The organism is Nocardia sp. NPDC005978, assembly GCF_040614455.1.
In the GTDB taxonomy this organism is placed as follows: domain Bacteria; phylum Actinomycetota; class Actinomycetes; order Mycobacteriales; family Mycobacteriaceae; genus Nocardia.
This window is the reverse complement of sequence record NZ_JBEXUS010000001.1, coordinates 33,719-54,241: the sequence shown is the minus strand read 5'-3', so window position 1 is coordinate 54,241 and position 20,523 is coordinate 33,719. Positions and strand designations below refer to the sequence as shown.

The 20,523-nt window shown below is 67.9% G+C and carries 20 protein-coding genes; 10 read left to right on the top strand and 10 right to left on the bottom strand.

What is annotated here, in order from left to right; genetic code table 11:
• Positions 1 to 24 precede the first annotated feature (24 nt).
• Together ABZ319_RS00265 and ABZ319_RS00260 are read right to left on the bottom strand one after the other, a co-directional pair.
• A complete protein-coding gene (locus ABZ319_RS00265; protein ID WP_354984082.1) occupies positions 25 to 849 on the bottom strand; it encodes a DUF1707 domain-containing protein in 825 nt (274 codons plus the stop codon).
• A 29-nt stretch (positions 850 to 878) separates the two neighbouring features.
• Positions 879 to 1,724: a hypothetical protein gene (locus ABZ319_RS00260; RefSeq protein WP_354984081.1), complete on the bottom strand. Its 846-nt coding sequence runs from the start codon at positions 1,722 to 1,724 to the stop codon at positions 879 to 881.
• A 408-nt stretch (positions 1,725 to 2,132) separates the two neighbouring features.
• Here ABZ319_RS00260 and ABZ319_RS00255 point away from each other — a divergent pair, with 408 nt between their 5' ends.
• Complete coding sequence (locus ABZ319_RS00255; protein ID WP_354984080.1) at positions 2,133 to 3,590, top strand: hypothetical protein; 1,458 nt, start codon at positions 2,133 to 2,135, stop codon at positions 3,588 to 3,590.
• 8 nt (positions 3,591 to 3,598) lie between these two features.
• On the opposite strand, the gene ABZ319_RS00250 is transcribed toward ABZ319_RS00255, so the two are convergent.
• Complete coding sequence (locus ABZ319_RS00250; protein ID WP_354984079.1) at positions 3,599 to 4,750, bottom strand: DUF6777 domain-containing protein; 1,152 nt, start codon at positions 4,748 to 4,750, stop codon at positions 3,599 to 3,601.
• Positions 4,747 to 5,427 (bottom strand): NPCBM/NEW2 domain-containing protein, encoded by a 681-nt coding sequence (locus ABZ319_RS00245; RefSeq protein ID WP_354984078.1) that lies wholly within the window; start codon positions 5,425 to 5,427, stop codon positions 4,747 to 4,749. The genes ABZ319_RS00250 and ABZ319_RS00245 overlap by 4 nt, the downstream gene beginning before the upstream one ends.
• 233 nt (positions 5,428 to 5,660) lie before the next feature.
• Between ABZ319_RS00245 and ABZ319_RS00240 the strand changes: the two genes are divergently transcribed.
• The 3 genes from ABZ319_RS00240 to ABZ319_RS00230 are packed head-to-tail and all read left to right on the top strand — an operon-like array spanning position 5,661 to position 7,488.
• Positions 5,661 to 6,458 (top strand): DUF4333 domain-containing protein, encoded by a 798-nt coding sequence (locus tag ABZ319_RS00240; RefSeq protein WP_354984077.1) that lies wholly within the window; start codon positions 5,661 to 5,663, stop codon positions 6,456 to 6,458.
• Positions 6,459 to 6,504: 46 nt separating this feature from the next.
• A complete protein-coding gene (locus ABZ319_RS00235; protein ID WP_354984076.1) occupies positions 6,505 to 7,224 on the top strand; it encodes an isochorismatase family cysteine hydrolase in 720 nt (239 codons plus the stop codon).
• Between the two features lie 54 nt (positions 7,225 to 7,278).
• Positions 7,279 to 7,488: a TOBE domain-containing protein gene (locus ABZ319_RS00230; RefSeq protein ID WP_354984075.1), complete on the top strand. Its 210-nt coding sequence runs from the start codon at positions 7,279 to 7,281 to the stop codon at positions 7,486 to 7,488.
• Positions 7,489 to 7,491: 3 nt separating this feature from the next.
• On the opposite strand, the gene ABZ319_RS00225 is transcribed toward ABZ319_RS00230, so the two are convergent.
• Both ABZ319_RS00225 and ABZ319_RS00220 read right to left on the bottom strand, forming a co-directional pair.
• Complete coding sequence (locus ABZ319_RS00225) at positions 7,492 to 7,851, bottom strand: gamma-glutamylcyclotransferase family protein (protein WP_354984074.1); 360 nt, start codon at positions 7,849 to 7,851, stop codon at positions 7,492 to 7,494.
• 46 nt (positions 7,852 to 7,897) lie between these two features.
• Positions 7,898 to 12,142 carry a bifunctional nitrate reductase/sulfite reductase flavoprotein subunit alpha gene (locus ABZ319_RS00220; RefSeq protein WP_354984073.1) on the bottom strand — a complete coding sequence of 1,415 codons (4,245 nt, stop codon included), beginning with the start codon at positions 12,140 to 12,142 and terminating at the stop codon, positions 7,898 to 7,900.
• Between the two features lie 316 nt (positions 12,143 to 12,458).
• Between ABZ319_RS00220 and ABZ319_RS00215 the strand changes: the two genes are divergently transcribed.
• Positions 12,459 to 13,622 carry a molybdopterin-binding protein gene (locus ABZ319_RS00215; protein ID WP_354984072.1) on the top strand — a complete coding sequence of 388 codons (1,164 nt, stop codon included), beginning with the start codon at positions 12,459 to 12,461 and terminating at the stop codon, positions 13,620 to 13,622.
• A 42-nt stretch (positions 13,623 to 13,664) separates the two neighbouring features.
• On the opposite strand, the gene ABZ319_RS00210 is transcribed toward ABZ319_RS00215, so the two are convergent.
• On the bottom strand, positions 13,665 to 14,363 hold the full coding sequence (locus ABZ319_RS00210) for a helix-turn-helix domain-containing protein (protein ID WP_354984071.1): 699 nt from the start codon (positions 14,361 to 14,363) through the stop codon (positions 13,665 to 13,667).
• Complete coding sequence (locus ABZ319_RS00205; RefSeq protein WP_354984070.1) at positions 14,360 to 14,677, bottom strand: hypothetical protein; 318 nt, start codon at positions 14,675 to 14,677, stop codon at positions 14,360 to 14,362. The genes ABZ319_RS00210 and ABZ319_RS00205 overlap by 4 nt, the downstream gene beginning before the upstream one ends.
• A 220-nt stretch (positions 14,678 to 14,897) precedes the next feature.
• Between ABZ319_RS00205 and ABZ319_RS00200 the strand changes: the two genes are divergently transcribed.
• The 3 genes from ABZ319_RS00200 (at position 14,898) to ABZ319_RS00190 (ending at position 18,799) form a co-directional block, all read left to right on the top strand.
• Positions 14,898 to 16,076: an LLM class flavin-dependent oxidoreductase gene (locus tag ABZ319_RS00200; RefSeq protein ID WP_354984069.1), complete on the top strand. Its 1,179-nt coding sequence runs from the start codon at positions 14,898 to 14,900 to the stop codon at positions 16,074 to 16,076.
• Positions 16,077 to 16,078: 2 nt separating this feature from the next.
• On the top strand, positions 16,079 to 17,155 hold the full coding sequence (locus ABZ319_RS00195) for a zinc-binding dehydrogenase (RefSeq protein WP_354984068.1): 1,077 nt from the start codon (positions 16,079 to 16,081) through the stop codon (positions 17,153 to 17,155).
• A 123-nt stretch (positions 17,156 to 17,278) separates the two neighbouring features.
• On the top strand, positions 17,279 to 18,799 hold the full coding sequence (locus tag ABZ319_RS00190; protein WP_354984067.1) for a fatty acyl-CoA synthetase: 1,521 nt from the start codon (positions 17,279 to 17,281) through the stop codon (positions 18,797 to 18,799).
• 93 nt (positions 18,800 to 18,892) lie between these two features.
• Here the strand turns inward: ABZ319_RS00190 and ABZ319_RS00185 are convergent, their stop codons facing one another.
• Entirely contained in the window at positions 18,893 to 19,186 is a 294-nt protein-coding gene (locus ABZ319_RS00185; protein ID WP_354984066.1) for a hypothetical protein, read from the bottom strand.
• Positions 19,187 to 19,331: 145 nt separating this feature from the next.
• Here ABZ319_RS00185 and mug point away from each other — a divergent pair, with 145 nt between their 5' ends.
• A complete protein-coding gene (mug, locus tag ABZ319_RS00180; RefSeq protein ID WP_354984065.1) occupies positions 19,332 to 19,895 on the top strand; it encodes a G/U mismatch-specific DNA glycosylase in 564 nt (187 codons plus the stop codon).
• A 4-nt stretch (positions 19,896 to 19,899) separates the two neighbouring features.
• On the opposite strand, the gene ABZ319_RS00175 is transcribed toward mug, so the two are convergent.
• Entirely contained in the window at positions 19,900 to 20,343 is a 444-nt protein-coding gene (locus ABZ319_RS00175; protein WP_354984064.1) for a hypothetical protein, read from the bottom strand.
• On the opposite strand from ABZ319_RS00175, the gene ABZ319_RS00170 reads away from it, so the two are divergent.
• The gene (locus tag ABZ319_RS00170; RefSeq protein WP_354984063.1) at positions 20,342 to 20,509 is read left to right on the top strand and encodes a hypothetical protein; all 168 of its coding nucleotides are present in this window, start codon (positions 20,342 to 20,344) and stop codon (positions 20,507 to 20,509) included. The two genes, ABZ319_RS00175 and ABZ319_RS00170, sit on opposite strands and share 2 nt — an antisense overlap.
• Positions 20,510 to 20,523: the final 14 nt, after the last annotated feature.

Genomic DNA, 20,523 nt, shown 5'->3' with positions numbered 1-20,523 from the left:
CGCGGTACGGGTGCCCGGGCGGCGTCAGCTCGTCGTCACGCGCAGATCTCCGAAGACCGCGTAGGCGTCTCCACCCGGCCGCAGGTTCGTGACCTCCAGCTTCAGTCGCAGCGCCTGCTCGATGCCGAGGTTGATCGGGACGGTGTCGCCGAGCGCGATCGCCTGCTCGAAGACGGGCACGTTGTCCACCAGGATTCTGAGCTTCATCGTCAGACCCGAGGGCGTCGCGTCGTTGCGGATGCCCAGCGTGCCGTCGAGGCGGAGGAATCTGCGGCCGAGGTCGTATTCGGTGAACGCGATGTCCTTGCCGTCCGGGGCGATCATGACCGAGCGGGTCAGGACCAGGTTGGACACCGCCGCCGTGCCTTCGTCGTATCGGTGGTAGTCGCCGCCGCTCAGTCGCTCCAGATCCTGCACGTAGGAGTCCGTGTTCAGCGCCGAATTGATCGGTGTGGAGGTGGGTGGCGACGTGGTGGTGCCCGAGGGCGGCGTGGTGCTTCGGGACGTGGTCGCGGGCACGGACGTCCTCTCCGGGGTCGCTACCGTCGTGGAAATCGTTGCCGCCGCGTTCGGTTCGTGCTTCGCCGTCCGCGAGACCGCGAATCCGATGCTTCCCGCGACGAGCACGACGCCGGTGACCGTGAGCGCGATCAGGGCTGTTCGCTTGTTCTTGGTGGCGCCCGCGAGTGCCGGAAGATCGGCGAAGACCGCGTCCAATTCCGGCTGCGTCAACGCCTTGGTGATGAGTTGATACCGCTCGTCGTATTCCGCGAGGTCGATGCGACCGGCCGAATGATGCTGCGACAGCGTGTCATAGGCGCGCTGGCGCTCGTAGGAGCCGATGCGCACCGGAGGCTTCTCGTTCCCGCCGTTCCCCCTCATGCGCGTGCCCGCATGATCCGGAAGTCGCCCAGCACGCATTCTCCGTAGCCGGGGCCGAGGAAGGTGAAGACCACGCGCAGACGGAGCGCGTTCGGCACCGGGATGTCCACCGGGACGGTGTTTCCCAGAGATAGATCGATTGTCTGCACGGGCTTGCCGTCGATCGAGAGCTCGGCCCGGCAGGTGAAGGTCGTCCGGCTCGCGTCGTGGACACCGGCTGTCGCGACGATCTTCGTCGCGGAGCGCCCGAGATCGTATTCGAAAGTGCACGGCCCCGATTCGTCGGCGCCGATGTCGCCGTCGCGCCCCGCCGAGAGCGAATGGTAGTTCGTCCGGCCGCTGAGGTGCATCGGGTCGGTGTCGGAGTGGAAGTAGAAGGAGTCGCATTCGTCCGAGACCGGGTCGTTCTCCACGACGTACTCGGACGGGCCGTCGGCGGCCTTCTTCGCCGCGGGGTGCTGCGCCGTCGAGAACTCCGCCTTCGTCAGGACCACGCCCCGGCTCTCACCGCAGCTGTCGGACTTCTCCGAATAACTGCGCACCGACAGCGTATTCACGCCGGTGACCTCGAGGATCACCTCCGCGGGCACGCCGAGCCGGGGCGTGACGACCGCGGCGCGGGCCTTGTCGAGGAAGAATTCGACCTGAACCTGGGTATCGGTGGCGCTCCGATCACCGGCCGCGATCTTCGCGGACAAGGTCGAAGAACCGGCCGGTACCCGGTAGTCGTAGACGGCTTCGTCGTAATTACCGCACGGGCCGACGTAGATCGCGCTGCCGACGGTGACGCCGTCGACCGTCGCCGCGTCGATGTCGGGGGACCTGTCACTCGTCGGCTTCATTCCCGAAAGCGCCACCGTCCGAGGGGATATCGTGGTGGTCGTTGCCGCACTGGTCGCCGAGGGACGTGTCGTCGTGCTCGAAGGTGTCGCCCCGCTCGACGGCGAATCGTCTGCACATCCGGTCGTGAGACCTGCGAAGAGAACAGCCGCTGCCAGTGCCGGCAGCAGGGTCGGGTATCGCACAGTGATCGAACTCCTCGGTCGAACTCCAGCCAAATGCAATTCATCAGACATGCGAGGCGGTACGACACGCCCGATCCGCGACGGGTCCGGACAAAGCCGGACGGTTCGGCGGGCGTCGAGGCGGTTACCGTGGCGACGGGATGAACGGAGCCGGTGGCGATCCGAGTGGACAGGGGAGTCCGCACGCGCCCACGTCCACCCCGTGTCCATCGATCGGAGGGCCACATGACCGAGCTGTACCGCGGACTCGACCCGGAGCTGTGCCGGGGCCTGGACCGAGAGGTGGCCGAGGTGCTCGCCGCCTGGGCCGAGCTACATCGGCGGCACTACGTGCTCGATCGGTGGCTGGTCAACGGACGCAGCCGGCAGGCGGTCGCCGTGGTCAGCGAGACGGACACGCGGGATGCGCGAAACCCCCGGACGACCATGCTCGTGCTGAAAGTTCTTTCCAGCCCCAGCGATTCGGTGCAGACCATCGAGTACGCGCGCCATCACCAGGCCGAATCGGAGCGGCCGGACTTCGCGCGTCGGCACCTGAGTACGTTCGTCCACGATGCCGTGCCGGTTTCGGCGCGGCAGTGGATCACCTTCCAGCGGATCGCCGCGAACAACCTGGAGAACACCGAGGTCCTGACCGTCCTGCTGCGGCGCATGCTGCATCCGGAAGAGCGGGTGGACACGCCGAAGCATCGCGAGATCGTGTGCCGCCCGGAGACATTCGTCGACGCCTGCCGCTCGATCGTGGCGGGAGTGCTCGGGGACTGGGCCGGAGCGCCGTTCATCCCGCCGGCCGCGGGGTGGGACCTGAAGACGTTCTTCGGCTGGCATCTGTTCGATCAACTGGAACCCGGTGGGCGCCTTGCCGGATGGGCGAGCGACCACGACACCGAACTGATCCGCGTCGAGGGGGAGCCCGGCCCGCTGCCGAACCCGTTCGCGGTGGCGCGGGGCCGCGTGCTCGCCGATGCCCGGATTCGGCCGGTGGTGGGACGCAGTCACGGTGATCTGCACACCGACAACGCGCTGGTGCGCGTCCGGCCGCAGGTCGATACCGATGACTGGTTCCTCATCGACACCGCGCTCTACGACAGCGTCGGCCCCTTGACCAGGGATCCGGTTCATCTGCTGCTGTACGTCATCGCGCGATCCATGGGGGATATCGCCCCGTCGCAACAGGGAGCTCTGATCGATTTGCTGCTCGACCCGATCGACGGACCCTCTCACCTGGTGCCCACCTGGCTGGCCGACCTCGTTCGCGGTGTCGGCGCCGAAAGCGGTGCGTGGGTGGAGCGGTCCGGGCTGGCGCACCTGTGGCGTGAACAGACGTATCTGTCGCTGGCAGCGTGCGCGATGCTGTTCCTGGGCCGGACATCGACGCGCGATCAGGACAAGTCGTGGTTCCTGCGTCTCGCGGCTCGGGCCGTCGCCCGGTTCGCTGCGGAGCGCGGTGTGTCCGTCGAGGGGACCACCGGCGATTCGGCTCCCCAGGTGGTCCGGGCTGCGAACGCGGCGAAACCGGCTGTGCCGCAGTCTGATCCAGAGGTCGAATCCGAACCTGAGGCGCGCGAGAAGAAGCCGCGCCGACAGGCGCGCGGAGCCGAGCAGCCCAAGTACGCAGTCAAGATACGCGAGAGCAAGGGCAGTCTGATCGGTGACGATGGCCGCCAGATCAACAAGTTCTAGGGAATTCGCTACTGCGGCATGATCGTCACCGTGAACGGCGGGCCGGACACGGTGATGGTCTCGCACGAGCCGTCGAATCTGAACTTCGTACGGTCGCCCCACGGGATCGCTACCACCGGGCCCTCGCAGCGATAGGTGGAAGACATGGCTTCCCCCGAGCCTCGCACGGTGATTCGGCAATCCAGGCTCACCGATGTGCCGAGGCTGTTCGGCAGTGTGCAATCGGTAGCGGTGGACACGTACTGCTCGGCGTCCTCGTAGTGGAAGACGAAGCCGGCCGTGGTCTGGGTCATGGTGCCGGTCATGCTGTACACGTCGCTCACGTTCGAGTTCGAGTTCATCACCCACACTCCGGACAGGTCCAGCGGCCCCGCCGGTGCGGCCCGAGTTGTCGCCCGTGGCGTTGACGGGGCGACGGTTGTCGGTGTGGTCGTCGCGGCTCCGGGAGTGGGCCACTCGGGATGGTCCGCGTCGCCTGCGCCCGTCGTACCCACCGGCCGGTCGAACGGATTGCCGGTTCCCGTGTCGATCAGGGTGATCACCGTGAGGGATATCCCCGGTGAGACCGCCCCGACGAGTTTGGGATCGAACCCGCTCCACGGCGTGTTGGTGAATGTCGGCGAATGCGGAAGTGCCGCCGCAAGAGTCAGCGGCGACCCACTGAGGCTGCGGAACCTCGGCACCCCGTGTGAGTCCACGAGCACCGCGGTGCCCGCCTGCAGGATCGACTGACGTCCCGCGGCGCGGCCGTCCACCAGGGTGTAGTTGGTCACCCGCAGATCGATGCGCAGCAGTACGGGCGTCAGTTCGCGCAGATAGGCCACGAGGCCCGGCCCGTCGATCTGCTTACCCCGTGACCAGGTGAAGGTGCCGTCGCTGCCGAAAGCCTGTGCGGCACTGCTCGCTTCGGCAGGGTGGGCGGCGTAGAACTCGATCAGCTCGTCGCGGTCGGTCAATGGTTGATCGCGTGGCGCACTGTAGAGGCCGGCCAGGTCGCCCGAATAGGGTTTCGCGGCGGCGGATCCGCCGGCGCTCTGCTGTTCGAAGACCGGCTGCGGACCGTCGGGACGATAGACCCGGGGCGGCACGGGCATGAACGGATTGGCGCCCTGCTGGGTGTTCGGCTCGCGGATTCGAATCATGGTGTGCCGGTGCTTCATCGCGGGGGACTCGGGACCGACCCGCACAGCACCCCGGGACGTCCCCACGCGTTGCTCGCCTCTGTCATGCGCCGGGTGTCCATCAGGGTCAGCTGGTTGACCCCGGTGATATTCACCCGTATTTCGGTCGCCGGATCGTTCGGGCCGAGTTCGACGGAGCGTAATTCCCGGCCGTCCCCGATCACGACGAACCGCCCGGTGCCGCCGCCCGCGGATGTGGTGTTCTTGCCGACCCAGGCGCGAAACTCGGTGCATTTACTACTGATTGCCCATATCGCCCTGTTGTTCGGGTCGGTCGCGCTGGATTGATAACTGCCGACGATGCCCGCGGGGTAGGAATTCGCACCGATCTGCACAGGATCGATGGGCGTGAAGCCGTTGTTCCAGATGATGGACTTCAAGGTGGTCAGGTCGTACCAGATCGGCGGGGCGGCCGGGGTTGTCGTCTCGCCGGAAGGACCGGGCACGCCCTCCGCGGCGGTCGTCGTCGCGACCGAATTCGCTTGCGGTGGTCCTTCTTTGCCGTGCGCCGAAGAGTCGAGACCGCGGTTGAGCCACCACAGGCCGAGCACGCCCACCACCATAAGCGACACGGCCGCGGCCACGCTCAGCCCGTAAACGTTGACCTGGGTGTTGCCTTCCCCGATCACCGGTCCCTTGGCATCTCGCAGACGCACCCGATAGTTCCGATCATCTTTCGCAGACCCGGGTGGGTCGGGTTTTCTGCTCACTGCGCCGCCACTCTGCTCCCGATAGACATGGATTGGATCGGTACCGGATTATGGACCGCCCGCGAGGGACGCGGGAACGAATCAGCGCCTGCCCGACCGATATTCGAGTACGGGTTTGTCCGACCGCGTACGAACCTCGCGGAGACGCCTCTCGTAGCATGTCCGAAATGCGTAGGTGGATGGTGGTGCTCTCGGCACTGCTCGTGTCGGGGTGCGGGTTGTTCGGGCCGGACGAGCTCAGCGGCGGGGACGTAGCCGAGGAGGTCGGGCAATTCTTTCGGTCGGCCTCAGGAGACGATGCGAAGAGCCTGAAGTGCGAGGCCGTCGACGCCGAGGTCGGCGCGAAGACGAAGTGCACCGCCATCGATCGATACGACGAGAAGTGGGGGATGACCGCCGTCGTGAAAACCGTTGACGGCACCAGGATCATGTTCGGCACCACATTCGACGACGAGCTCGCGGACAACGTCGAGGTGCAGAAGTCCCTGGCGTCGGCTTTGAAGAAAAAGACCGGCCGTGAAGTGGGAAACGTGCAGTGCGCGGGTATTCAGAAGCTCGAGCCCTATGCCGAGCGCACCTGTACGGTCATCGAATCCAACGGTGCGCGCTGGGAGGTCGATGCCAACCTCTCCAGCCTGAGCGGCGTCGTGTCGGTCACGTTCAAAGACACGCTGCTGTACGCGCAGTCGGTCGAGAACGTCGTAGCGAGCCTGGCCCACAACCTCTCTCGGCACTACGGCTTCGCCTCGATGACCGACCTGAGAAGCTTCATGGCGAGCAAGGGCAGCTGCCCGAACATGTTGCGCGGCAACCCCGGCGACACCATCCACTGCCAAGCCATCCTCGCGGACAACAGCACCGCCGCCGTCACGGTCCGCGCCACCAAGTCCGAGGAGGGCAGGATCTACTTCGAGCTCTTCCCCGACAACGACCCGGATCTCAGCATGAGCGGCTGGCAGTTGGCCGACCCGAGCTGACCCGAATACGCTGTCGGTCAGACCGCAACTTGTCTGAGGAGTCAGCATGAGCGCCCAGCCGCACGGCACTACCGGCGATCCGTATCTCACCCCGCACGCGTCGTCGTCGGCGCTGGTGCTCATCGATGTGCAACGGGACTTCTATGACGATGACGCCCCGGCCCGGATCGAGGGCACCGCGGCCGCGCTGCCCGCGATGACCGAACTCGTGAATCTGTTTCGCCGCCGCGGCCGGCCGATCGTGCACGTCGTGCGGCTGTACCGCCGTGACGGCTCGAACGTCGACGTGGTGCGCCGCCACGCGGTCGAGTCGGGAGCCGAGATCGCCGCGCCGGGATCGGAGGGTTCGCAGATCGCGCCGGAATTGTTGCCGGGGCCGGTGGAGTTGGATCCCGAGCGGCTGTTGGCGGGGCAGTTCCAGGCTGTCGGGCCGGGCGAACACGTGATGTACAAATCGCGGTGGGGCGCGTTCTATGACACGGGTCTGGAAGAACATCTGCGCGCGGGTGGGATCGACACCGTCGTGTTCGCGGGCTGCAACTTCCCCAACTGCCCGCGCACCTCGATCTACGAGGCGTCCGAGCGCGACTTCCGGATCGTGCTCGTGTCCGATGCGATCTCCGGGCTCTATCCACGCGGCGCCGACGAGTGCCGCGCGATCGGGGTGCGGCTTCGCACGGTTGCCGAGACCGCGGCCTGGATCGAAGCGGGGGACCTCGGCTCGATCGATCACGATCCCGCGGTGTCGTCGCTGTTCAGGGCCTGAATTCGGTTCGGGTCGGAGCCGTGGGATCAGCACGGCCCGGCGTAGGGTCGGGCCATGCGACTGAGCACTCGAAACCAACTCGATGGAACCGTCATCGCGGTCACCCGCGGCGAGGCCATGGCTGTCATCCGCGTCCGGCTCACCGGCGGTGACGAGGTGACGTCCTCGATCACCCGTGCCGCCGCCGACGATCTCGAACTTGCCGAGGGGTCGGTGGTCAAGGTGCTGATCAAGTCCACTGAAGTCACCCTCGGCGTCGAGTAGCCGCTACAAACCGAGTCCGGCCGCGGCGGTTGCCAGGATGTATACCCAGGCCTGCCGGCCGGACCGCAGCGGCAGCAGTACCCGGGTGTAGTCGGAGACCTCGTAGACGTCCGCGGCGGCGAGATCCGCCTCCGAGATCGTGAATACCGTGCCCGCGACACCGGGTGAATCGGGCGCGGGCACGAGGATCGGATGCACATCGCTGCCGCTGGTCGCGATCACCAGGGGGTCGGTGATGACGAGTTGCCCCAGCTCGTAGCCGACGATCTCATCGGGTCGCCCCTCGAGTTCGCGTCCGAAGACCTCGTGCTGAACCTGTGGCCGGCGCAGGGTTCCGTAGGAGAACAACAGGATTTCGGTCATGGGTGCCACTCATACACGGGGACGGCGGCGCGATCGATCACGGGGCTCAGTAGACATCACGGACGTACCGCTTGTCGCTCGCGAGCTTCTTCACGTAGGCGTCGGCGTCGTCCGCGTCCATGTTCCCGTGGTGGGCGACGATCTCGCGGAGCGCGAGGTCGACGTCCTTGGCCATGCGCGAGGCATCTCCGCACACGTAGAAGTGCGCGCCGGCGTTCAGCCATTTCCACAGTTGCGCACCACGTTCGCGCATGCGGTCCTGGACATAGACCTTGGCCCGCTGATCACGGGAGAACGCGACGTCGAGGCGGCTCAGCACGCCCTGCTTCTGGAGTTGCTCGAGTTCCTCGCCGTAGTAGAAGTCGGTGGCGCGGTGCTGTTCGCCGAAGAACAGCCAGTTGGGCGCCTGATCGCCGCGCGCCCGGCGATGTTCGAGGAAGCCGACGAAGGGAGCGACGCCGGTTCCCGGGCCGACCATGATCGCGGCGACGTCGGGGTCGTCGGGCGGGCGGAAGTGCGGTGCGCGCTGGACATGCAGGGCCAGCGGCTGATTCTGCTCGGCGTCGGCGAGATAGCTCGAGCAGAGCCCGCCGCGCGGTCGGCCGGTGGGACCGGGATAGCGGATGACCGAGACGGTGGTGCGGACGATCGCCGGGTTCGTCAGGGGGCTCGAGGAGATCGAATACAGCCGGGGCTGAATGCGTTTGAGCATGTCCACCCAGCGTTGCGGGTCCGCCGGGAGCGGATGGCCGGCGGCGATGTCGACCGGCTGCCGGCCCCACAGCCATTTGGCGAGCTCGCCCTTGTTGTCTTGGCGCAGCAGGGATTTGAGGTAGGGGTCCGCGGTGTGCTCGGCCACGTGTTTGAGCAGTTCGGGGCTGATCTTGGTCAGGTCCAGGTGCTCCTCGAGCGCGAGGGCGAAGGGCAGCGTGCCGACTTTGGGCACATCGACGACGGCGGCGGGGTCGAGTCCGGTGGTGGCCAGGAACTCCCAGACCAGCCCCAGATCGTTGAACGGCCGGACGCCGAGGGCGTCACCGACATCGTAGGTCAGGTCGGTGCCGGTGAGGTCGAAGCTGAACTGCCGCACCTCCTTCTGCGCGCCGGGCAGGCTCAGCAGCCGATTGCCGATCAGGTGACCGAGCGGCTTGTCCGGTGCGGTGCGGGTCGCGGTGATCGTGGGCGCGGCCTGCGTCCGGGTAGCCGCGGTGGCCGCCGGTCCGGGAGTCGGCTCGCCGGCAGCTGTCGTTGCCGCCGAGGATGATTCGGTATCCGGGTTCGCCGGAACCTCGAGTGCGGGTACGAGTTGTTCGAGCCACGCGGCCGCGGTGTCGTCGAAATCGGGTTCGCAGTCGACCCGGGCGATGAGCCGTTCGGCCCCGAGTTCGGCGAGGCGTGCGTCGAGGCGCCTACCGTGCCCGCAGAACGCGTCGTAGTTCGAGTCGCCGAACGCCAGCACCGCGAATCGCGCTCCGGTGAGCGCGGATTCGGAAAGCTCGGCCAGCGACCGGAAGAAACCCGCGCCGTTGTCGGGTGCGTCACCGTCGCCGAAGGTGCTGCTCACGACAAGGAGGTCGGCGTCGCGGGGGAGGTCGGCGGCGGAGACGGTGTCCATGGCGTGCACGACGGGGGCCAGACCCCGGGCGGTCAGCGTGGTGACGAGCGCACCGGTGGCGAAGTCTTCCGCGTTACCGGTCTGGGATGCCCACAGGATCACCAGCGGGCGTGCGGGGGAGGGCGTCTCGGAAGCGGAAAGCGGCACGCTCGCCCCGGCTGCCACGGTGGGCCGAACGTCCGGCACCGCGCGGGCATGCGGGGTGAACAAGCCGGCCAGCATGCCATCGACCCACGCGGAAACAGCGGGACGCAGCGGATTCGACACGGGCACCGCGGGAATCACATCGGGCTCCCCGCGCTGCACACCCGACAGGAACCCGGCCAGGTACGCGGACTCGACTTCGCTGAGCGCGGGGGCCGTGAGTTCGCCGATGCCGAGCGTGGCCGCGGCCACCGATACCCGATCGCCCGTCCGCGCGGTGATCACGGGGTCCGGAGTGGGCACGGTGGCATCGGGTTCCGGCTCGGCGACGGGCTCGAGCCGAACGGGCGCGGCGACCTTGGTCAAGGTCACCGCGCAGACCTTGAATTCGGGCTGGAAGGAGATCGGATCCACCGCGTCGTTGGTGACCGCGTTCACGGTCAGGTACTCACCGAACAGGTCGTTCCAGTGGAACGGCGCGAACGTGGTTCCGATCCGGACTCGGTCGGTGACCACGGCCGGCAACACGGCACGGCCCCGGCGCGAAGCGACTTCGAGCCAATCGCCCTCGACGACAGCGAGTGTCGCCGCATCGTCCGGATGGACCTCGATGAACGGCCCCGGATTGAGCCTGTTGAGTTTGGCGACCTTGCCGGTCTTGGTGAGCGTGTGCCACTGATGCTGGACCCGGCCGGTGTTCAGGACGAACGGATAGTTGTCGTCCGGAAGCTCGGCGGCGGGCAGGTGTGGCCGTGCGAAGAACGCCGCGCGCCCGGACGCGGTGGGGAACCACAGCCGGGGCGCCGTGTCGTTCTCGCGCGTCTGCCGCTGCTGGCTGATCCCGTCGTTGCGGTAGCGAATCGGGTTGCGGGCCGGTCCATCCGGGGCGATCGGCCACTGCAGCGGACCTTCGCGCAGGCGGTCGTAGCTCGCCCCGCGCAGGTCGTGCCCGGTCTTGGGATTCCAGGTCCGCTTGATCTCGTCGAAGATCTCTTCCGCGTTGCGGTAGGTGAAGTTGTCGGCGTAGCCCATGGCGCACGCGATGCGGGCGATGAGCTGCCAGTCCGGAATCGCCTCGCCCGGTGCGGGTATCGACTGCTGAATCAGGGTGAGGTTGCGCTCGGAGTTGATCATCACTCCTTCACCCTCGACCCACAGGGTGGCGGGCAGGATGACGTCGGCGTAGGCGTTGGTCTCGGTCTCGGCGAACACATCCTGGGCGATGACCAGCTCGGCGGTTTCCAGCCCGGCCAGCACCGTGCTGCGATTGGCCACCGTGGCAACGGGATTGGTGCAGATGATCCAGCAGGCCTTGATTTCTCCGGCGGCCATCCGGGTGAACATGTCGATGGTGCCGGTGCCGACCTCGGTGCGCAGCGTGCCCGCGGGCAGTTCCCAGAGGTTCTCGATGAACTCGCGGTCCGCGTCGACCAGCACCGAGCGCTGGCCGGGCAGGCCCGGCCCCATGTAGCCCATCTCGCGCCCGCCCATGGCGTTGGGCTGGCCGGTGAGGGAGAAGGGGCCGCTGCCGGTGCGGCAGATGGCGCCGGTCGCCAGGTGCAGGTTGACCAGTGCGTTGGTGTTCCAGGTGCCGTGCGTGGATTGGTTCAGGCCCATCGTCCAGCAGCTCATCCACTCACCCGCTCCACCGATCAGTGCGGCCGCGCGGCGGATGTCGTCGGCCGGGATGCCGGTGATCTCGGCGACCGTCTCGGGCGGGTACTCGGCGGCGAACTCCGCCATCCCCTCCCAGCCCTCGGTGAACTCGGCGATGAAATCCGGATCGGTGTGCCCGTTCTCGACGAGCAGGTGCAGCAGGCCGTTCAACAGCGCCAGGTCGGTACCCGGTTTGATCTGCAGGAACAGATCGGCCTTGTCGCCGGTGGCGTTGCGGCGCGGGTCCACCACGCTCAGTTTCGCACCGGCCTTGACGCGATCCATCATGCGCAGGAACAGGATCGGGTGGCAGTCGGCCATGTTCGCGCCGATGACGAGGAACACGTCCGCGTGGTCGAAGTCGTCGTAGGACCCCGGTGGGCCGTCCGCGCCGAGCGAGAGCTTGTAGCCGGTGCCGGCGCTGGCCATGCACAGCCGGGAGTTGGATTCGATCTGGTTGGTGCCGATGAAGCCCTTGGCGAGCTTGTTGGCCAGGTACTGCGCCTCGAGAGTCATCTGCCCGGAGACGTAGAACGAGACGGCGTCGGGGCCGTGCTCGTCGATCAGCGCGCGCAGCCGCCGGGCGGTGTCGGCGATGGCGGTGTCGGTGGCGATCGGTTCGGGCGCCGCGCCGCGTTCGGCGCGGACCAGAGCGGTGGTCAGTCGTCCGTCCGCGGCCATCATGTCCGCGTGGCTGCCGCCCTTGGTGCACAGGCGGCCACCGTTGGCGGGATGGGCTTTGTCACCGGCTACTTTGCGGATGCGCTGTCCTTCGGGTCCGTCGTGAAGTTCGAGCACGATCCCGCATCCCACGCCGCAGTACGAGCACACCGTGCGTCTGGTGCCCGTTCCGGTCTCGGAATCGGCTGCCGTCACCTGTTGTTCCTCCCCACTCACACCGCCTTGACCGTGGATCCCGATGCCAACCGTAGGAAGCAGTTGTTAACGGGGCATCACATACACGGTTACGTTCACTTCTCAGGTCGGTCCGGCCGGTTGTGCGTTCTCCGCGTCCGCACAACGGTCAGCTCATGCGGGTGAGAATCGTGCAATGGATAAGCAAATACGGAGAAAGAGAGTCGAAACCACCGCATATGAGGATTGTGAACGATTGCCCGATCTCTGAGAGGACCGATGCGTGCGCGCCGTACAAGATTGCTCGAAGCGAACGGCGAGCCGAGTCGATGTACCCGTGGACGAGATCGATGCCACGTTGTTGTCGGAGCTGACTCCGATCGGTGAGCGATACGCCGCCCTGTCCATGGCGCTGGGTGCGACCCTGGCCGGGCCGCTGTGGGCGACGGCGGCGCTGCCCGCCGCCGACAGCGCGGCCATGGACGGGTTCGCTGTCAGCGGACCCGGGCCGCAATGGCGCGTGCTCATCGGAACCTGCACCGCGGGAAGACGTTCGGGGATCACGCTGTCCGACGGAGACGCGGTCCGGATCGCGACCGGCGCGGTGACCCCGCCCGGAACCACCGCCGTGATCCGCCAGGAATTCCTTCGCCCCCTGCACAGTGGCGGACAGCGGGCAGTGGCACTGGTCGCGGATGCGCCCCGCCGAAACGACCTGCGCCGCTGCGGCGAATCCTGGTTCGACGGTGACGAACTCGTCGCCGCCGGAACGCGGGTGGGGGTGAGCACCGTATCGGTGGCGCAGAGCGCGGAAACCCCGATCGCGATGGTTCGCGGCCCGCTGCGCGCCGATGTCCTGCTCACCGGCGACGAGATCCGCGCGAGCGGTGAACTCGAACCGGGACAGGTCCGCGACTCGATCGGCACCGTGCTGCCGCACTATCTCGGCCACTGCGACATCGGCGTCCGGCAGCTGACCCGCCTGCCCGACGACCGCACCCTGTTGCGCACCTGGTTCGACCTCGACACCGACGCCGAACTCGCGATCACCGTCGGCGCGACGGGTCACGGGGGCGCGGATCACCTGCGCGGCGTACTCGAGGAGATCGGCGCGCACATCGTCATCGACGGTGTGCGGATGCGCCCGGGCGGTTCACAATTGGTGGCCCGGCTGCCGGACGGCCGGATCCTGCTCGCGCTGCCGGGCAACCCGCTCGCGGCGGTCGTGGCCACCCTGGTGACCGGACGATCACTGGTTCGAGCGCTGACCTGCCGTCGTGACTCGAACGCGTCGTGGGGCCGGATCGCGGACGCCGGCGCCCCGGACAACGACCGAACCAGGGTTGTGCCGGCCCGCCAGGTGGAGGGCGGTGTCTGGCGTGCCACCCGGCCCGGCGGCACCGCACACCTGGCCGGGCTGCTCCGGGCACAGGCGCTCGCGCTGTTGCCCGCGGGGACCGGTCGTGGGGCATTGGTCGAATTGCTTTCCCTGCCACACTGATTCACGCTCGGCCGTACCGATTCCGGGATGCACCCGCTCGCGTCAGTTGCCGAGCAGCGCGGTGAGACCGCCGCGCAGGAACGTCACCTGATCGTCGAGGAGGTCGGTGAGTTCGGCGACCGTGAGTGGCTTGGCGGTCGCCGGACCGTCGGCGTGGGCCAGGGCCTGCAGGAATGTCGTCAGGGCGACCGCCCAGCGGTGTTCCAAGCGGGCGGGGTCGGTCGTGGGGAAGGTGCGGCCGACCTGGGCCAGCAGGTATCCGCGCAGATCCTCCTCGGAGGCTTCGAGTGCGGGGTGGGCCTGGACCGAGAGCTGGGAGACGATCTTGATCCAGCGCATGCCGCGGGTCCGGTGGTTGTGCAGGAGTTCCCGGTACGGGTCGGTCACCGCGTGTACCAGCTCGGCCGGGGTGGGCTGGGTGGTGCGGGCGGCCAGGGCATCGACGTTCGCTCGGATGCGGTCGCGCACAGGCGCTCCCAGGTCGAGCAGGACCGCCGTCAGCAAATCGGTTTTCGTGCCGAAGTGGTAGTTCACCGAGGCCGCGCCCAGGCCCGCGGCGGCGTTGACCGCGCGCACCGACACCGCGTCCACGCCCTGGGCGGCGAAGAGCCGTTCGGCGGTCTTCAGCAGGCGGGTGCGGGTCGTGGTCCCCTGGCGATTGGCGGGCGCGGACATGGGACCGAGCTTGGCACAGTGCCGGTCGCGCTCGTACGGCCGGTTCCGGTGCGCGGCGTCGATCATTGGGACGTCCAGCGGCAGTGGGCGCGCACGGCCCGGCCGGATTCGTCGAGCCAGCCCGAAGCGCGCGCGTAACCGAGCATGCCGGTGAATCGCTGCCGCCAGTCGGGGTCGGCGGTGAGCAGGGATCCGAGTTCGGCTTCCAGGCGCTCGATGTCGAGCCAGGCGTGCGCGCCATCGAATTCCGCCCAGCCGACCAGGGCGGCGCGCAGGAGGTTGTCGTCCCGCGTGCCGGTGACCACCACGGACAGGGCGGTGAAGTCGGCGGGTTCGGCGAGGCGCACGCTCCGGCGGCTCGGGTCGACGTCGAGGTGCATATCGGGGCTCCTGGGATCGGGAACGAATTGGATCAGTCGATCCACTGTAGATCGGAGATCGGCACCCGAGTCAACCGTGAAATCGGTATTCGTAGCCTATTTTCGGCGCGGTACCGCTCAGTGAGACCATCATTTTTGGATCACTTGATCCATGTTGTCATGAAGGGGTCCCGCCGTGAGCCCGCTCACAGCACCGTTTCGACGAGGAGACGACGTTCCCATGTGGACCCCCAGCTCGATGAAGTTCGGCGCCTTTCTGGCCCCGTATCACCCCCTCGATGCCGATCCCGCCCTGCAGCTGCGCCGCGACATCGACCTGATGGAGCATCTGGATCACCTCGGTTTCGACGAAGCCTGGATGGGTGAACATCACTCGACCGGCGCCGAAATCGTGCCCGCCCCTGACCTTTTCATCGCCGCCGCTGCCGAGCGCACCGCCCGAATCCGCTTCGGCACCGGTGTCGTGTCACTGCCCTACCACCACCCGCTGATCACCGCCGACCGCATCACCCAGCTCGATCTGCAGACGCGCGGCCGGCTCATCTTCGGCACCGGCCCGGGCAAGATTCCCCTGGACGCGCACATGATGGGCATCGATCCCTCCGATCAGCGCCGTCGCCAGGGCGAGGCGCTCGAGGCGATCACCAGGCTGCTGCGCGGCGAGGTCGTCGACATGCGGACCGACTGGTTCACCCTGCGGGACGCGCGTGCCCAGCTGCCCACCTACGACCCCGCGGGCATCGAAATCGCCACGGCGTCGACCATTTCCCCGAACGGGTCGGTACTGGCGGGCACCCACGGTCTGTCGCTGCTGTCCCTGGCCGCCAGCTCGCCGAGCGGTTTCGAAGTGCTCGACCGCAACTGGGGCGTGTACGAAAAGGCCTGCGCCGAACACGGAAACGTCGCCGATCGCGCCAACTGGCGACTGGTGAACCCGATCTTCCTGGCCGAGTCCCGCGCCGACGCCGAGCGCGCGGTGTCGCGGCGCATCGGCTCGATGGCCGCCTACGTCAATCGCCAGACCGGTCAGAGCCCGGACTGGGCGCAGACGCCCAAGGGCATCATCGACCAGTGGCGCAACGACACCCTCGGGGAGTTCGGGCAGGCCATCATCGGCACCCCGGACGAGGCCATCGAGCAGATCCAGCGCCTGATCGACAAGACCGGCGGCTTCGGCACCATGCTGGTGCTGCACGTGGACATGGCGAGCTGGGAGGACACCAAGCGCAGCTACGAGCTGTTCGCCTCCGAGGTCATCCCGCATTTCAAGAACCGCAACCGTGGTCGTGAGGCGAGCCTGCAATTCGCGCAGGACAATCGCGATCTGCTGATCGGGCAGCTGATCACCGCGATCACCAAGGCCCACACCGACTACTACGGCGTTCAGACGGGAGCCTGATCATGCGTGCTGCACAATTCCTCGAGGGACAGTTCACCGTGGCCGAGGTGGAAGCGCCACCCGCGCTGGGCTCCTGGCAGATTCGCATCGACGTGGTGGCCTGCGGCATCTGCGGCAGCGACCTGTCGGTGTCGAAGGACCCGTGCCGGTTCGTGGGCGTCGCGCACGCCGCCGGGTATCCGCTGGCCGAGTTCGACGCCGAGCGGCCGGTGGTGCTGGGGCACGAGTACGCGGGTGTCGTCGCCGAGATCGGTTCCGATGTAGCCGATTTCGCGGTGGGGGACCGCGTCGCCGGCATCGGGCTGGCCACCGACACCGCCAGCGGAATCCCGACGATCATCGGCTATTCGAACACCTATCACGGCGCGTTCGGTGAACAGATCGTGGTGGACGCGTACTGGGTGCGCAAGGTCCCCGACGGCCTCTCCCTCGATCACGCCACGCTGGCCGAACCGTTGCACGTGGGTGAGATGCACGTGCAGCAGTCCGGTCTGACGGCGTCCGACTCCGCGCTCGTGATCGGTTGCGGCACCATCGGGTTGGGCGCGATCGTGGCGGCCAAGGCGCACGGGGCGCGCGTGGTGATCGCCTCCGAGCCCTCACCCGCCCGCCGTGAACTGGCGAAGCTGATGGGCGCGGACATCGTGGTCGATCCCACCGAACAGGATCCCATCGCGGTGTGGAACGCGCTGGCCGCCGACGGCAATTCGCTGGTGAGCGAGGCCGATTCGGGGATTCTCATCGCCTACGAATGCAGTGGCCGCGCGGGCGTGCTCAACGAGCTGCTGCATCAGCTGCCGTTCAATTCGCGTATCCAGGTGCTGGCGGCCGGATTCGCCGAGGAGACCATCATCCCGGTGGTCGGCCAGTTCCGGCGCATCGCGGTGAACTTCGGGCACGGCAACTATCAGGAACCGTACGACATCACGCTGCGGCGGCTGGCCGACGGGGAGATCGATGCCGAGGCCCTGATCACCGGCCGTGTCGGGCTCGACGGGGTGGCGGAGGCGTTCACCGCGCTGCGCTCACCGCGCGAGCACGTGAAGATCATCGTTCATCCCCGCGGCTCGGCGGACTGAACGACACTTGCCGTCGAGGTCGCGATGGCCTCGACGGCGATTCGCCGTCCGCACGCCCGTCGCGTCCGGACATGTTCTCGACAGCTCCCGCCCGATCGCGGGAGAACACAGACAGGCTTCGAAATGTCTTCTCCCATGCTGGATCCCCGTGCGGGCACCATCGACGGCGTGCTGCGCCGCAGCGCCGCCCGCCACCCGGGCCGGGTGGCGATTCGGTTCGCCGACCGGAGCTTCACCTATCGCGAACTCGATGACGCCGTCACGCGGGCCGCCGCTCGGCTGCGGGCGCTCGGGCTCACCGCCGGTGACCGAATCGCCGCCTACGGCACCAACTCCGACGCGTACGCCATCGCCTTCCTGGCCGCCGCCCGGGCGGGGCTGGTGCACGTGCCGATCAACTACGCCCTGCGCGGCGACGAGCTGGCGTACCTGCTCGAGCAGTCCGGCGCCGCCGCGGTATTCGCCGATCCGGAACTGGTCGACCACCTCACGCCGGTGGCGCCGCCGGGCTGCCGGGTGCTCATGCTGCGCGACACGGCCGACTCCCTGCTCGACACCGCTGTGGCGGGGCCCGTTCCCCCGTGGGAGTCCACGACCGTCGACACCGACCTGGCCCAACTGCTGTACACCTCGGGCACGACGTCCAAACCCAAGGGCGCCATGATGACCCATCGCGCCCTGGTGCACGAGTACACCTCCGCCATCGTCGCCCTCGATCTGGACGCGGGGGACAACCCGCTGATCTGCATGCCGCTCTACCACTCGGCCGGTATGCACGTGTTCCTGCTGCCCTACCTCGCGGTCGGGGCCACGGTCCGGTTGCTGCCCGTGCCCGACATCTCCGAGATCCTGCGCACGGTCGAAGCCGAGCGCATCGGATCGCTGTTCCTCGCCCCGACCGTCTGGGTGCCGCTGGCCGATCACCCCGAGCTGGCGGGACGCGATCTGTCGTCGCTGCGCAAGGCGCAGTACGGCGCGTCGATCATGCCGGTCACCGTGCTGCAGCGCCTGCGCGAACGCTATCCGGATCTGGGCTTCTACAACTGTTTCGGGCAGTCGGAGATCGGCCCGCTGGCGACCGTCCTGCGCCCCGCCGAACACGAGGACCGCCCCGACTCGTGCGGACTGCCGGTGCTGTTCGTCGAGGCGCGCGTGGTGGACGCCGCGGGTGCGGACGTGGCCGCGGGCGCGCCCGGGGAGATCCTGTACCGCTCACCGCAACTGTGCCTGGGCTATTGGGACAATCCCGAGGCGACCGCGGCGGCGTTCACCGACGGCTGGTTCCACTCCGGTGATCTGGTGGTCCGCGATGCCGAGGGCTACATCACCGTGGTCGACCGGATCAAGGACGTGATCAACACCGGCGGGATCCTGGTCGCCTCCCGCGAGGTCGAGGACGCCCTCTACACCCACCCCGCGGTCGCCGAGGTGGCGGTGATCGGCACCCCCGACCCCCGCTGGATCGAGGCAGTGACGGCGGTAGTGGTCCTGCGCCCCGGCGCGGAACCGGTTGCGCCACAGGACTTGATCGCCCACGTGAAGCAGCGCCTGGCCCCCTTCAAGGTTCCCAAGGTGGTCCGCTTCACCGACTCCCTGCCCCGCAATCAGAGCGGCAAGCTCCTGAAACGCGAGCTGCGCGCCTGAGTGCGGAGTCGCCCGAGACTCACGCTGTCTCGAGCGCCGCGTGCGCCGCACGGGACTCGGCGCGCAATCGAGCACCGCCCGGAACGCTCACTCCTATTCGGCGATTTCGAGGGCCAGCTCGCGCAGCCAGCGCATGCCGCAGACCCGCATCTCCTCGAGGTCGGTGACGCCGTCGGCCTCGGCCACCGACATCAGGAGCAGCTCGTTGAGGTAGAGCTGGCCGCGGATCAGGTGGACGCGTTCGGCCTCGTCGAGGTCCGCGACCCGGCGGCCGATGTACGCCGCTTGGGCGCTGCGGGATTCGTCGCCCTCGGAGATCCACATCGTCAGCAGCTCGATGGCAGCACGGATGACCTGTGTGGCGTCGGGCTTCTCCGGCGTGGTCACCCTGTCACGGTAACCGCGTGATCGAAGCAATCGGTGCAGGCCACGCGTGCTGTCGGGCATTGTGACAATCCTGAGTCCGGGGGTGCGGCAGACCGCGGTGTCGGCGGTTGCCGTCCGGGCCGGGGTCCTGCGGCAGACTGTGGGGATGGTTTCCGCTTCCCCCGCCCGGCCCTCGCCCGCGGATCTGGCCGCGGCGCAGGACAAGACGATTCCGGATCTGATAGCGCCCGGTTTGCGGGTGTTGTTCTGCGGCATCAACCCGGGGCTGTGGTCGGGAGCGACCGGGCAGCACTTCGCCCGTCCGGGGAATCGGTTCTGGCCGGCGCTGCATCGGTCCGGCTTCACGCCGCGGCTGATGCGGCCCGACGAGCAGCGGGAACTACTCGAACTGGGGTTGGGGATCACGAACGTCGCCCCGCGCACGACCGCCAAGGCCGACGAGTTGACAGCGGACGAACTGCGCGCGGGTGGCCGTGCCCTGGTCGAACGCGTCGAGCGGTACCAGCCCCGCGTGCTGGCGGTGCTCGGTATCGGCGCGTACCGCACGGCCTTCGGTCGCCGAAAAGCCGCGGTCGGTCCTCAATCCGAGCGGATCGGCGAGACCGCGCTCTGGGTCCTGCCCAACCCCAGCGGGCTCAACGCCCACTACACGGTCGACGCCCTCGCCGCGGAATTCCGCGCATTGCGCGAGACCGTCGAAACCGATTGACCCGCTAGGAGTTCGCGGACACCGCGCGGCGACGCCACACCCCGACCGCGTTGGTCGCCAGCAGCGCCCACGCCACGAGCACCGGCTGGAACACGAGCCGCACCGCGCGCTTGGCATCGGAATCGAGACCGAACGCGTCCCGGTGCTCGACCAGTTGTGCGATGTTCCCCGGGAAGATGACGACGAAGAACGCCGCGGCGACCGCCCCGATCAGCGCGCGCCGCGGCTGCTTCCAGGTCAGCAGAAGCGCTGCGCCGAGCGTGATTTCGACGACGCCGGAGGCCAGGACCACGAAGTCGGTGTCGAGCGGGAACCAGGACGGCACCTGCGCGCGGAACTCCTCGCGAGCGAAGGTCAGGTGGCTTGTACCGGCCGACGCGAGGATCACGCCGAGGAAGGCCTGTGCCGCCAGCCGCAGTCTGGACGAGCTTTCACCATGAATCACCATGAGGAAAGCATCGCACACGATGTATCTCGGCGCCGGGAGCGCGAACGCGGCCGGGCGGCGGGCGTTCTCGGCCGGTGGTCCGGCAACGCTGCGAGCCGAGTTCGCTGTCAGCGATGCCGGGCGGTGGCGGATGCGGTTCCCGCACGTCTGCTGGATGATGGAGTAGCCGATCATTCGACC

Coding starts and splice junctions, on each gene's coding strand:
- ABZ319_RS00175 (WP_354984064.1), bottom strand. CDS start 20,343: ATGGTGATTCATGGTGAAAGCTCGTCCAGACTGCGGCTGGCGGCACAG.
- ABZ319_RS00250 (WP_354984079.1), bottom strand. CDS start 4,750: ATGAAGCACCGGCACACCATGATTCGAATCCGCGAGCCGAACACCCAG.
- ABZ319_RS00240 (WP_354984077.1), top strand. CDS start 5,661: ATGGTGGTGCTCTCGGCACTGCTCGTGTCGGGGTGCGGGTTGTTCGGG.
- ABZ319_RS00225 (WP_354984074.1), bottom strand. CDS start 7,851: ATGACCGAAATCCTGTTGTTCTCCTACGGAACCCTGCGCCGGCCACAG.
- ABZ319_RS00195 (WP_354984068.1), top strand. CDS start 16,079: ATGCGTGCTGCACAATTCCTCGAGGGACAGTTCACCGTGGCCGAGGTG.
- ABZ319_RS00190 (WP_354984067.1), top strand. CDS start 17,279: ATGTCTTCTCCCATGCTGGATCCCCGTGCGGGCACCATCGACGGCGTG.
- ABZ319_RS00200 (WP_354984069.1), top strand. CDS start 14,898: ATGTGGACCCCCAGCTCGATGAAGTTCGGCGCCTTTCTGGCCCCGTAT.
- ABZ319_RS00210 (WP_354984071.1), bottom strand. CDS start 14,363: ATGATCGACGCCGCGCACCGGAACCGGCCGTACGAGCGCGACCGGCAC.
- ABZ319_RS00205 (WP_354984070.1), bottom strand. CDS start 14,677: ATGCACCTCGACGTCGACCCGAGCCGCCGGAGCGTGCGCCTCGCCGAA.
- ABZ319_RS00230 (WP_354984075.1), top strand. CDS start 7,279: ATGCGACTGAGCACTCGAAACCAACTCGATGGAACCGTCATCGCGGTC.
- ABZ319_RS00170 (WP_354984063.1), top strand. CDS start 20,342: ATGAGGAAAGCATCGCACACGATGTATCTCGGCGCCGGGAGCGCGAAC.
- ABZ319_RS00235 (WP_354984076.1), top strand. CDS start 6,505: ATGAGCGCCCAGCCGCACGGCACTACCGGCGATCCGTATCTCACCCCG.
- ABZ319_RS00260 (WP_354984081.1), bottom strand. CDS start 1,724: ATGAAGCCGACGAGTGACAGGTCCCCCGACATCGACGCGGCGACGGTC.
- ABZ319_RS00255 (WP_354984080.1), top strand. CDS start 2,133: ATGACCGAGCTGTACCGCGGACTCGACCCGGAGCTGTGCCGGGGCCTG.
- mug (WP_354984065.1), top strand. CDS start 19,332: ATGGTTTCCGCTTCCCCCGCCCGGCCCTCGCCCGCGGATCTGGCCGCG.